This is a genomic window from Spirillospora sp. NPDC048819, from assembly GCF_040650055.1.
Taxonomy (GTDB): Bacteria; Actinomycetota; Actinomycetes; order Streptosporangiales; family Streptosporangiaceae; genus Spirillospora.
On sequence record NZ_JBEZGN010000041.1, the window covers coordinates 84,423 to 95,985 of the forward strand.

Annotated in this window: 13 protein-coding genes; 3 read left to right on the forward strand and 10 right to left on the reverse strand. The window is 74.0% G+C overall.

From position 1 onward, the window contains the following. The first annotated feature begins 11 nt into the window (after positions 1 to 11). Positions 12 to 236 (forward strand): EF-hand domain-containing protein, encoded by a 225-nt coding sequence (locus AB0C35_RS38355; RefSeq protein WP_358467070.1) that lies wholly within the window; start codon positions 12 to 14, stop codon positions 234 to 236. 23 nt (positions 237 to 259) lie between these two features. On the opposite strand, the gene AB0C35_RS38360 is transcribed toward AB0C35_RS38355, so the two are convergent. The 8 genes from AB0C35_RS38360 to AB0C35_RS38395 all read right to left on the reverse strand — a co-directional run bounded on the left by AB0C35_RS38360 (position 260) and on the right by AB0C35_RS38395 (position 7,803). Then, positions 260 to 2,095 carry an MFS transporter gene (locus AB0C35_RS38360; RefSeq protein ID WP_358467072.1) on the reverse strand — a complete coding sequence of 612 codons (1,836 nt, stop codon included), beginning with the start codon at positions 2,093 to 2,095 and terminating at the stop codon, positions 260 to 262. A gap of 152 nt (positions 2,096 to 2,247) precedes the next feature. After that, the gene (locus tag AB0C35_RS38365) at positions 2,248 to 3,039 is read right to left on the reverse strand and encodes a rod shape-determining protein (protein WP_358467074.1); all 792 of its coding nucleotides are present in this window, start codon (positions 3,037 to 3,039) and stop codon (positions 2,248 to 2,250) included. Continuing rightward, a complete protein-coding gene (locus AB0C35_RS38370) occupies positions 3,039 to 3,374 on the reverse strand; it encodes a TraR/DksA C4-type zinc finger protein (RefSeq protein WP_358467076.1) in 336 nt (111 codons plus the stop codon). The genes AB0C35_RS38365 and AB0C35_RS38370 overlap by 1 nt, the downstream gene beginning before the upstream one ends. A 122-nt stretch (positions 3,375 to 3,496) precedes the next feature. Beyond that, positions 3,497 to 4,048, reverse strand: coding sequence for a TrmH family RNA methyltransferase (locus AB0C35_RS38375; RefSeq protein ID WP_358467078.1), 552 nt, complete (start codon positions 4,046 to 4,048; stop codon positions 3,497 to 3,499). Next, on the reverse strand, positions 4,045 to 4,659 hold the full coding sequence (locus AB0C35_RS38380) for a methyltransferase (RefSeq protein WP_358467080.1): 615 nt from the start codon (positions 4,657 to 4,659) through the stop codon (positions 4,045 to 4,047). Before AB0C35_RS38380 ends, AB0C35_RS38375 begins: the two co-directional genes overlap by 4 nt. Before the next feature lie 50 nt (positions 4,660 to 4,709). Further along, a complete protein-coding gene (locus AB0C35_RS38385) occupies positions 4,710 to 5,657 on the reverse strand; it encodes a VWA domain-containing protein (RefSeq protein ID WP_358467082.1) in 948 nt (315 codons plus the stop codon). Beyond that, a complete protein-coding gene (locus tag AB0C35_RS38390; RefSeq protein WP_358467084.1) occupies positions 5,654 to 6,790 on the reverse strand; it encodes a DUF58 domain-containing protein in 1,137 nt (378 codons plus the stop codon). Before AB0C35_RS38390 ends, AB0C35_RS38385 begins: the two co-directional genes overlap by 4 nt. Further along, positions 6,787 to 7,803: an AAA family ATPase gene (locus tag AB0C35_RS38395; protein ID WP_358467086.1), complete on the reverse strand. Its 1,017-nt coding sequence runs from the start codon at positions 7,801 to 7,803 to the stop codon at positions 6,787 to 6,789. The genes AB0C35_RS38390 and AB0C35_RS38395 overlap by 4 nt, the downstream gene beginning before the upstream one ends. A gap of 783 nt (positions 7,804 to 8,586) precedes the next feature. On the opposite strand from AB0C35_RS38395, the gene AB0C35_RS38400 reads away from it, so the two are divergent. Continuing rightward, entirely contained in the window at positions 8,587 to 8,748 is a 162-nt protein-coding gene (locus AB0C35_RS38400; RefSeq protein WP_358467088.1) for a hypothetical protein, read from the forward strand. A 189-nt stretch (positions 8,749 to 8,937) separates the two neighbouring features. Next, entirely contained in the window at positions 8,938 to 10,581 is a 1,644-nt protein-coding gene (locus AB0C35_RS38405; protein ID WP_358467090.1) for a DUF885 domain-containing protein, read from the forward strand. A 35-nt stretch (positions 10,582 to 10,616) separates the two neighbouring features. On the opposite strand, the gene AB0C35_RS38410 is transcribed toward AB0C35_RS38405, so the two are convergent. Further along, positions 10,617 to 10,976, reverse strand: a complete 360-nt coding sequence (locus tag AB0C35_RS38410) for a hypothetical protein (protein WP_358467092.1) — start codon at positions 10,974 to 10,976, stop codon at positions 10,617 to 10,619. 108 nt (positions 10,977 to 11,084) lie between these two features. Next, positions 11,085 to 11,563 (reverse strand): alpha/beta hydrolase fold domain-containing protein (locus tag AB0C35_RS38415; RefSeq protein ID WP_358467094.1); only part of this gene is annotated, 479 nt, incomplete at its 5' end.

Genomic DNA, 11,563 nt, shown 5'->3' on the forward strand with positions numbered 1-11,563 from the left:
GGAGCACGCGCATGGCGGACGTGAACGACTACCGGGCGACGTTCGAGCTCGTGGACGCCGACGGTGACGGGTACATCTCGACGGACGAGCTGAAGAACCTCATGGCCGCGCTCGGTGAGGAGGTCACCGGCACGCGCGCGGTGGAGGTGGTCGTGGCCGCCGACGCGAACCGGGACGGGAAGATCTCCCTGGAGGAGTTCACCGCCCTGATGGAGCGGACCGCCCGCCCGAACTGACCGCCCGGACCGGCCGGGGGTGGTCAGCCCGCGCGGCGCCGGAGCTTGAGGGCGTTGTCGGTGCGCGTCATGACGCGTCCGTCGGGGGCGGTCTGGACGCGTTCGTGCTCGCCGCTGCGCAGGACCTCCCATTCGCCGTCCGGGAGGCCCATGGACTTCAGGACCTCGTCGGCGGTGGGCAGGTGCAGGCCGGGGTGGGCGTCGGGGTCCCAGGGTGGGGGGCCGGCGTGCCCGACGATGAGCAGCGTCCCGCCGGGTGCGACGGCCGCGGCGGCGGCGCGCAGGATCTCCTCGCGCGGCATGCCCTCCTCGGGGGAGTGCAGGAACTGGGCGGAGACCAGGTCGTAGGCGCCCTCGGGGAACGACGCGCCGAGGTCGTGGCGGCGCCAGTCGACGCGGTCGGCGACGCCGGCCGCCTCGGCGTGGCGCGCGGCGCGTTCGAGCGCGACGCGGGAGATGTCGGCGGCGGTGACGCGCCAGCCCCGCCTCGCGAGCCAGATGGCGTCGGCGCCTTCGCCGCATCCGAGGTCCAGGGCGGTGCCGGGCTCCAGCCCGGTGATCTCCTCCACGAGGACGGTGTTGGGCTCCCCGCTCCACAGGTGGTCGTGTTCGGCGTAGCGGGCGTCCCAGAATTCTTCGCCGGTGGTGTGGTCCATGGTCCGATGATGCGTCGTCACCGCCTCGTTCGGCGAACCGTGTTGCCGTTTCCGCAAACCGAGCAGGTAGAGGGCGCCGAGGACGGCCGGTGCGGCGGCGAGGGCGTAGCAGGCCGGCAGCGGCAGCACGTCCAGGAGCATGCCGGTCGCCGCCGTGCCGCCGGCCGCGCCGAGGTTCAGGGCGGTGTTCACCCAGGCCGCCGTCCGGGTGCGCGCGCCGGGCGGCGCGGACGCGTCGGCGAGCAGGTAGGCGGCGGTGAGGGTGGGGCCGACGAAGAGCCCGGCGGCGCACGTCAGCAGGGCCAGGACCGTGAGGGTCGGCGCGAGGCCCGCGGCGGCCAGGGCGATGCCGAGCGGAAACAGGAGCGCGGCGAGGCGGCCGCGTCCGGGCGGGGTCCGGGCGGCCGCGCCGTAGACGAGGCCGCCGAGGGTGCTTCCGACCGCGAGGGCGGCCTCCACCCAGGCGGCCGCGGCGGGCTGGTGGTGGCGGTGGCTGAACGCCACGGCCAGCAGGGCGGTCGAGCCCAGGACGACGCCGGTGGCCGCGGCGGCGATGGCGGGGGCGGCCGGGATCGCGGGCATGCGCGGGCCCCGGTGGCGCCCGCGCGGCCGTGGGCGCGCCGCGGGGGAGGTGATCAGGCCGAGGGTGCCGGCGGCGACCAGGGCGGCGCTGAGGGCGATTCCGAGGGACGGTGAGGCGATCACGGCCAGCAGCCCCGCCAGGAGCGGTCCGGCGACGAACACGAGTTCCTCGGCGACGGTGTCGAGGCTGTAGGCGCGCCGCAGGAGCGGTCCGTCCTTGAGGAGGCCGCTCCACAGCGTCCGCATGACCACGCCGAGCGGGGGAGCGGTGACGCCGGCGGCGATGGTCAGGGCCGCCAGGAGCGGGACGGGGGTCCCGGGCCGCCAGGTGAGGGCGGCCAGGGCGGCGAGGGCGACGGTGTAGCCCGCGGCCATCGGGGGCAGGGCGCGGCGCGGGCCGTGCCGGTCGATGAGGGCGGCGCGCAGGGGCGTCAGGACGGAGACGGTGAGGCCGAGCAGGGCCATAAGCCCGCCGGCCTTGGCGTAGGAGCCCGTGGAGGAGGTGAACGCCAGGGTCAGGGACAGGAAGACCGTCCCGTAGGACAGGCGTCCCAGCAGGACCAGGCTGAAGGTGCGGAGAGCGTGCGGGGTGCGCAGGACGGCCGCGTACGACGCAGTCATGGGAGGGGTGTTCCTCAGAAAGGCCCCGGTTCGGGACGGTTTGCGGGGACGCCGGGTGCCGCCGTCGCGTTCGCGGCGGCGTGGGGCGTCCTACGCGTATATGAGGAACTGCACGGGCCGATGGTAGCGCCTCGGGGGCGCCGGGCGTGCGGTCAGGTGCGGGTGAGGCGCCAGGTCTCGGGGGACCGGCAGGTGCGGGCGAGGCCGCGGATGGTGGCGCGTGCGGGGTCGCGGGCGATGGCGATGGTGATGCCCATCTCGGCGGTGAGCCGGCCCGGCAGGGAGGGCAGGCGGGCGCCGCCGCCGGTCAGCAGGAGCCCGCCGCCGCGGGCGGTGCGGCGCAGCGGGACCGGCAGGTCGGTGAGCATGTGCCGGATCCCGGTCGCGATCTGTCCCCGCACGTGCTCGGGGAGGCGGGGCAGGCTGTGGCCGGCCCGGTGTTCGGGCAGGTACTGGATGGACCTGGCGGCGTGGACGCGGCCCCGCATGATGACGGCGGCCTCGACGATGCCCGCGCCGATGTCGAGGATCAGGCGGGGCCGGGGGTCGGCGGGGTCGATGCCGGCGCCGATCGCGGCGGCGAGCGGCGCCTCCATGGTGCGGACGGGGCGGCCGGCGGCGGCGCGGACGGCGGCGGCCGCGCGGTCGGCCTGGGCGCCGCTGGCGGCGGCCGGCACGGCGAGCAGGACCTCGCGGAGTTCGCGTTCGGGGTCGGCTTCCAGGAGGGTGAGGCGGGTCAGCCGGGTGCAGGCGCCGGCGTCGGTCACCATGCCGTGCTCGATGGGGCGGGCCCGGGAGGCGCGGGTCGCGCGGCCGGCGGGGGCGGGGCCGCCGACCGCCGAGGGGCGGTCGACGAGCACGTCGCGGGCGGGCAGCGTCGCCCGGATGCGGCTGCTGCCGAGGTCGAGGGCCGCGTGCGGGCCGGGCGGCGTCAGGGTGGGCATCAACGCCGTCGTTGCTGGCACTGCACGCAGCGGCGCGCGTAGGGGAGGATCTCCAGGCGGCCCGCGGGGACGGGTTCGCCGCAGTCTTCGCACATGCCGTAGGTGCCGGCGTCGAGGCGGCCGAGGGCGGCGTCGATCTCCTCCAGCGTGCCCTGCAGGCTTTCGCGGCGGGCGAGGAAGCCCTCGCTCGTGCCGTCCTCCTCGTGCTCCAGGACGGCGAGCTGCGCGATCCGGGTCTGGCGCTCCTGCCGGAGCAGCTCCCGGGCCCGGCGGGCCTGCGCGCCGTCCGGCGGGTATCCGCCGGGGGCGCCGTTGACCGCGCTGTTCACCGTCATGTTCCTCGGGCTCCCCTCGTCGCCAGGGTTACGGGCTGGCCAACCTTCACCATGGACGGCCGGGGAGCGTTCGTCCATCCGGTCTGACACCCATTTCGAGGGGGGTGCGCCATGTAGCCGGGTCAGGCGCTCCATTCGCGGCGGCGGGCCTCGGCGAGGGCGATGGCGGTGGCGACGGCGACGTTGAGGGAGCCGACGCGTCCGATCTGGGGGATGTAGGTGACGGCGTCGGCTGCGGCGAGGAGGGCGGGGGAGCAGCCGTGGTCCTCGCCGCCGACGGCGAGGCAGACGTCGCCGTCGAGGGGCGCCTCGTGCAGAGGGACGGCGTCGGTGGTGAGTTCGACGGCGATGAGGCGCAGGCCCTCCTTGCGGACGGCGGCGGCGGCCTCGGCGGGACCGCCGGCGTGTTCCCAGGGGACGAGGCGGTCGGTGCCGAGGGCGGTTTTGGCGACGTTGCGGTGGGTGGGGGGTGTGGTGTTGCCGGCGAGCCAGAGGTGTTCGACGCCGAACACGGCGGCACTGCGGACGATGGACCCGACGTTGAACGGCTGGGTGACCGATTCGACCAGGAGGCCGAGGCGGGCGCCGGTGCGGCGCCGCCAGTCGCGGTTGAGGCGTTTGACGTCGGTGGGGCGCAGCTGCCTGCGCTCCTGCGCGGGGCCGGGGGTGGTCATGGGGTGGGGCCTTCCGTGCGGGGTGCGACGCGCAGGACGCGGTAGGCGGACCGGGAGGCGATCCGTTCGGTGGGGAAGCCCTGGCCGTTGAGCCACCGCTGGAGGGAATCGGAGCCGAGGTGCTTCTGGACGACGAGGTGGGCGTCGCCGGCGGGGGAGAGGCGGGGGAGCCAGGCCAGGAGGAGGTCGTGCAGGGCGGCCTTGCCGATGCGGATCGGGGGGTTGGACCAGATCGCGGCGAAGCGGAGGCCGGGGTCGATCTCGTCCCCCGGACAGAACCTTACATTGTCAAGGCCCGCGGCTTGGGCATTGCTCTCAGCAAGCGCCAAGGCTCGCTGATTGACATCCACTCCCCAGACCCTCGCCTGCGGCGAGCGCTTCGCCAGGGTGAGGGCGATCGGGCCGTATCCGCAGCCGAGGTCGAGGAGGTCGCCGGCCTGCGGAGGGGCGGGTGCGGTTTCGAGGAGGACGCGGGTGCCGGGGTCGACGCGGTCGGGGGAGAACATGCCGCTGTCGGTGTCGAGCCGCAGGTGCAGGTCGGGCAGGACGAGGTCGACGGAACGGCGGCGTTCGGCGGCGCCGGGCCGTTCGGCGAAGTAGTGTTCCCCCACGTCGGCCGACCGTATCAGCGTCCGGCGGGTACCGGCGCCGGGGACCGCCGTCAGGGCAGGCGGGAGAACCAGGCCAGCGAGGCGCCCGCGGCGCCGAGCGCGAACAGCAGGGCGATGCCGGTGTAGCGGGCGGCGACGTCGCGGTGCTCGGTCTTGAAGCCGAGGGAACTGCCGATGTTGGTGTAGACGTCGCGGAGCTGGTCGGCGTCGGCGGCCTCGTAGGCCTTGCCTTCGGTGCTGTCGGCGAGGGCGCGCAGGGTCTCCTTGTTGACCGAGACGCTGGTGGTCTCGCCCTCGATGTCGACGGTGCCGTAGGGGGTCCCGAAGGCGATGGTGGAGACGGGGATCTGGGCGACGCGGCTGGCGTCGATGGCCTCCTGGACGGTGCGTCCGGTGGTGTTGTCCCCGTCGGACAGCAGGACGATGTGGGAGGGCGGCGGGTCCTGGCGGGCTTCGGCGTCGAAGGACCGGACGGCCTGCAGGGAGGTGAAGACGGCCTCGCCGATGGCGGTGCGCTTGGCGAGGACGAGCTGGTCGATGGAGGCGACGGCGGCGTTGCGGTCGGCGGACGGCGCGGCGACGAGGTTGGCGCTGCCGGCGAAGGCGACGACGCCGACGTTGAAGCGTGCCGGGAGTTCGCCGATGAAGGTCTTGGCGGCGGCCTTGGCGGCCTCGAAGCGGCTGGGCGGGACGTCCCTGGCCATCATGGACAGGGAGACGTCGACGGCGACCATGATGGTGGCGCGGTCGCGGGGGACTTTGACGGAGTCGGCGGGGCGCGCGAACCCGACCAGCATGAGGGCGATCATGACGAGGAACAGGACGGCGGCGACGTGCCGGCGCCAGCCGGGTCGTTTGGGGGCGACCTGGGACAGCAGCGCGAGGTTGGTGAAGCGGACCGCGTAGGTGCGGCGGCGGAGCTGCAGGAGCGTGTAGGCGGCGGCGAGGAGCGGCAGGAGGCCCAGCAGCCACAGGCGTTCGGGTGACAGGAAGGTCATGGTCGCGCTCCCGCGGTACTGACGGACCGTCCTCCAGCCCCCGAGCTCCGCTCGACGGATCGGCCTGCGGCGCGGCGCTGGCGGAGGGCGAAGCGGGCGATGTCGCTGATCCAGTCGCGGTCGGTGCGCAGGACGAGGTGGTGGGCGCCGCTGCGGCGCAGTGCGTCGCGGTTGCGGTCGCGTTGCGCGGCGGCCGCGGCGGCGTACCGTTCGCGGACGCGGCGGTTCAGGACGATCTCGTGGGCGGTTCCGGTCTCGGGGTCGGTCATCTCGACGAGGCCGACGTCGGGGAGGTCGAGTTCGCGGGGGTCGATGATCTCGATGGCGAGGACCTGGTGGCGGGCGGCGAGGCGGCGCAGGGGGCGTTCCCAGTCGGGGCGGCCGTGGGCGGCGGCCGGGCCGGTGGGGTCGGCGGGGTCGAGGCCGGGGGTGGGGTCGCCGCCGTCGGGGGCGAGGAAGTCGGAGATGACGACGCGGAGGCCGCGGCGGGTCTGGCCGCGGTCGAGGGAGGTGATGGCGGCGGCGAGGTCGTGGGGTGTGGCGGCGGTGGTGCGGGCGGTGCCGGCGTCGGCGTTGCGTGGGGTGCCGTCGTGGACGGATTGGGAGTCCAGGGCGGCTTGGAGGAGGGCGTACATGGCGGCTTTTCCGGTGCGGGCGGGCCAGCGGCGCATGCCGTCGGAGTGCAGGAGGTAGGCGCCGGCGCGGTCGCCGAGGCGGACGGTGAGGAAGCCGACGGCGGCGAGGGCGGCGACGGCGAGGTCGCGTTTGATCATGGTGCCGGTGCCGAAGTCCATGCTGGGGGTGAGGTCGACCAGGGCCCAGGCTTCGAGTTCGTGGTCGGCGATGAGGTCCCGGACGTGGGGCGTGGTGGTGCGGGCGGTGACGGCCCAGTCCATGTGGCGGACGTCGTCTTCGCCGGGCTGGTAGAGGCGGGCTTCGGCGAGTTCGGTGCCGGGGCCGGGGAGCAGGCCGAGGTGTTCGCCGTTGAGGAGGCCGTCGAGGCGGCGGGTGACCTGGAGCTGGAGGCGGCGCAGGGTGCGTTCGGGGGCGAGGTGGGCGAGTTTGCCGCTGCGCCGGCGCCGCGGCGAGCTCGATGGGCGGCCGGTGGGGGGCGGAGGCCGGTCGCCGGTCATGCGGTGGTCACCGCCGCTGCTGCGTGGTTCCACACGACGCGGGGCGGGGGGACGGCGGTGACGATCTGGGCGATGACGTCGGCGGTGTCGACGCCGTCGGCGAGGGCGTCGAAGGTGAGGACGAGGCGGTGGGACATGACGTCGCGGGCGACGGCGCGGACGTCGTCGGGCAGGACGTAGTCGCGTCCGGACAGCAGGGCGAGGGCGCGGGCGGCGGAGGCGATGCCGAGGGTGGCGCGGGGGCTGGCGCCGATGTCGATGACGCCGCGCAGGTCGGGCAGGCGGTACTGCTCGGGTTCGCGGGTGGCCATGACGAGGCGGACGATGTAGTCGGCGATGAGTTCGTGGACGGCGACTTGTTCGGCGGCGCGCTGGAGTCCGGCGAGGCCCGTGGTGTCGAGGATCTGGGCGGCTTCGGGTGGGTCGACGCTCATCCGCTGGAGGATCTGGAGTTCTTCGTGGGCGGCGGGGTGGTGGACGTCGATCTTCATGAGGAAGCGGTCGCGCTGGGCTTCGGGGAGGGGGTAGACGCCTTCGGATTCGATGGGGTTCTGGGTGGCCAGGACGATGAAGGGGCTGGGGAGGGGGTAGGTGTTGCCGCCGAGGGAGACCTGGTGTTCGGCCATGACCTCCAGGAGAGCGGACTGGACTTTGGCGGGGGCGCGGTTGATCTCGTCGGCGAGGACGAAGTTGACGAAGACGGGGCCGAGTTCGACGTCGAACTGTTCGGTGGAGGGGTGGTAGATGCGGGTGCCGACGATGTCGGAGGGGACGAGGTCGGGGGTGAACTGCAGGCGGGCGAAGGTGCCGCCGACGACTTTGGCGAGGGTGCCGACGGCGAGGGTCTTGGCGACGCCGGGGACGCCTTCGATGAGGCAGTGGCCGCGGGCGAGGAGGGCGACGATCATGCGTTCGACCATGTGGTCTTGGCCGACGATGACCTTCTTGACCTCGGCGAGGGTGTTCTGCAGGAGGGCCGCGGCCTCGTCGACGTCGGTGGCGGCGATGGTCATTGTGGGTTTCCCTCACTGTGCCTGGGTGCCGGGCTGGGCGCCTTTACGACCCTACGCGATCACTTGTACCCGTTCGCCGGGGATACGTGCGCGTTGCCGGTGATCGGTTCGGGGGCCGGGGGTGCCGGGTGCGGCGGGTCGTTGTTCGAGCCGATGGTAGGGCGTGGTTGTTAGTGTTGCGGCCATGTCGAGGCCGTTGCCCCCGGGTGATCCTGCTCAGCTGGGGCCGTTCCGCTTGTCTGCGCGTTTGTCGGAGTCCGCTGCCGGGATCGTGTTCCTGGGGGTGGACGGTGAGGGGCGGCGCGCGAGTGTGGCGGTGCTGAACCGGGGTGCCGCGGGGGATGCGGCGGCGCGGGACCGGTTCCGTGCGGCGATCAATGCGGCGGTGCCGGGGCGTGGGCGGGGCTGGGGGCCGGGGGGTGCGGCCGGGCCGGGTGCGGGTCCGGGTGATGCGGCGCCGGTGGTGGCGGCGCAGCCGGATGGGCCGGCGCCGTGGGTGGCGACGTTGTACGAGGCGGATCGTGCGGGGGCGGAGCGGTTTCTGGAGCCGGTGGTGTTCCAGGGGTCGGGCCGGTCGTGGTGGGGCGGGCGTCGGCGTGGGCCGCAGTTCCAGCCGTATTGGCTGGGGTCGGGGGAGCCGGCGTTGGAGCGTCCGGGGCCGCCGCCGGGTGCGGGTCCGGTGCCGGTGGGGGAGCGTGCGCCGGAGCGGAATCTGGTGGCGGCGACGGTGGCGTTGGCGGCGGCGTTGCTGGTGCTGGCGTTGTTGATGGGGGTGTTGTTCGCGTGTCAGCCGGAGGTGGAGGAGCCGCCGCCTCCGCCGCCGGAGCCGACGCCGACGTTCGAGCGGCCTTCGCCGTCGCGGACGCCGACGTCGCCTTCGCCGTCTCCGTCGTCTCCCCCGGCGCCGACGCCGACGCCGTCGGGTACGGGGACGGGGCCGGGTGACGGCGGGCCGCTGTAGCCGTCCGGTGGTGGTCGCCTGTTGGTAGGTGATTGCGCGGATGGGCGGTTGCGGGGGCGCTGGGGGGTGCGGCTGGCGGCGGAGGTGCGCTGAGGAGGCGCGCTGAGGGTGCGTGCGCGGATTTGGCACTTTCTCATGATCACTTCTGGGGTGGCCGGTCGTAGCCTGGGGCGATGACGGCACTGGATGAGTTCGCCGACCGGTATGTGGACGAGTTCGCCGCGCTGGACCCGTGCCTGGCGGCGATGATGGGGATCTCGGGGCAGGACGGGCGGTTGACCGATTACGGCCCGGACGGGGTGTCGGCGCGGGCGGATCTGGCGCGGCGGTCGCTGGTGGAGCTGGACCGGGTACCGGCCGGCGGCGGCGGGCGGGTGGCGGCGGCGGTGCTGCGGGAGCGTCTGCGGGTGGACGTGGCGCTGGGCGAGGCGGGTGTGCGCGACGGTGTGCTGGACACCATCGACGGGCCGGTGCAGCGGATCCGGACGGCGGTGGAGTTGCTGGATCAGGGGGCGGAGACCGATTGGGAGGCGGTCTGCGGGCGGGTCGGGGCGGTGCCGGGTGCGCTGGGCGGGTTGCGGGTGACGCTGGTGGAGGCGTGCCGGGCGGGGCGGTCGGCGGCGCGGCGGCAGGTCGTCCGCAATGCGGGTGAGTGCCGGGATGTTCCGGCGTATCTGGCGGGGCTGGCGGCGCGGTACGGGGACGGGCCGCTGCGGGGGCGGCTGGATGCGGCGGTGGCGGCGGCGTCGGCGGCGCTGGAGGAGTTCGCGTCGTTTCTGACGGGTGAGCTGGCGGGGCGGGCGCCGGTGCGGGATGCGCTGGGGGCCGACCGGTACCGGCTGGGGGTGCGGGATTTCCTCGGGACGGACCTGGATCTGGAGGAGACGTACGCGTGGGGGTGGGAGGAGCTGGCGCGGATCGAGTCGGAGATGGCGGACGCGGCGGAGCGGATTCTGCCGGGTGAGCCGCTGCCGGTGGTGCTGGCGGCGCTGGACGCCGATCCGGCTTATCGGATCGCGGGGGCGGAGGCGTTCCTGGCGTGGATTCAGGGGCTGGCCGATCGGGCGATCGAGGATCTGGACGGGGTGCATTTCGACGTTCCGGGGCCGTTGCGGAGGATCGAGTGCCGGGTGCCGCCGGTGGAGTCGGGTGTCTACTATCTGGCGCCGGCGGAGGATCTGTCGCGTCCGGGGACGGTGTGGTGGACGGTGCGTGATCCGTCTGCGGAGGTGGTGACGTGGACGGTTCCGGCGACGATGTTCCATGAGGGTGCGCCGGGTCATCATCTGCAGTTGGGCGTCACGACGCTGAATCCGGGTTTGAACCGCTTCCAGCGGGTGGCGGGGGAGTTGCATCCGGGGCACTGTGAGGGGTGGGGCCTGTACGCGGAACGGCTGATGGACGAGCTGGGGCATTACGGGGATCCGGCGCATCGGCTGGGGATGCTGGCGGGCGGGCAGCAGTTCCGTGCGGCGCGGGTGATCTTGGACATCGGGATGCATCTGGAGCTGGAGATCCCGCGGGGGGCGGGGTTTCATGAGGGGGAGCGGTGGACGCCGGAGCTGGGGCTGGAGTTCTTGCGGGCCCATATGGGTCCGGAGTCGGGTGCGCCGGCGGTGTTCGAGATCGACCGGTATCTGGGGCGGCCGGGGCAGGCGATCGCCTACAAGGTGGGTGAGCGGATCTGGCTGGAGGCGCGGGAGGCGGCGCGGCGGCGCGCGGGTGCGGGGTTCGATTTGAAGGAGTTTCACCGCAGGGCGCTTGATCTGGGGCCGATGGGCCTGGATCTGCTGCGTGCGGAGCTGGCGCGCCCTTGACCGGGCTGCCGGGTGACCGGGTGCTGCCGGGTGTTTCAGGGTGGGGTGGCGGGCGTGGTGTGGGTTTCCATGCCGGTTTCGCGTAGCCACCGGTGTCCGCTGCGGCATTGGGTGGGCGCCGGTTCCGTGCTCGCCGCGTCGGGGTCCGCTTGGCTGATGTCCGTTGCGGTGCGGGTGGCCGGGGTGCCAGGTTCGAGTGGCGTGTCGGCGTCGGGTGGCGTGTCGGCGGTGGCGCTGCCGACGTGGCAGGCCTTCTCGTCGCCGGGTTCGATGATCTGCTTGTCGTAGCGGGGCGGCCAGCGCAGCAGGATGCGGCGGCCGCAGGTGGGGCAGGCCCATTCCTCGTGCCCGGACTGTGCGGCTTGGGTCATCCGCATCTCGTGTGTCCTGTACACGATGTGGCCTCCTCGACCGTGGGCGGGTTTCGGCTACCGGGTTGTGCCTTAGTGATTGCCCACGTCAAGGCGATTAAACGGTTCAGGCAAGCATCTTTAAGGACTGCGTCACGATAGTTGTGTGCCGTCCGGAAACCGGGGTGGTCCGTGGAGGGCGCGGTGGACGGCGGCGCCGAGTTCGGCGACGGCTTCGGCGGGGCGGCGCGCGAACGCGCCCCAGCCGAGGAATCCGTGGTCCAGGCCGGTCCCGGGGATGAGGGTCACCGGGACGCCGGCGTCGCCGAGCCGCGCGGCGTGGTGTTCGGCCTGGGGGCGCAGCCGGTCGTGCTCGGCGGTCGCGATGATCGCGGGGGGCAGGCCGCGGGGGTCGGGGTCCAGCAGGGGCGACACGTCCGGGCGGGCCGGGTCGGTGCCGCGCAGGTAGGCGCGCAGGGCGCGGTCGACGCCCGAGGGCGGGAATGCCAGCCCGTCGGGGTCGGGCGGGTGCGGGGGGTCGCGGCGCAGGTCCAGCGCCGGGTAGAGGAGGACCTGCAGGACGGGCCGCGCGGGGCCGGGGGCGCGCAGCCGCCCGGCCGCGGCGGCGGCGA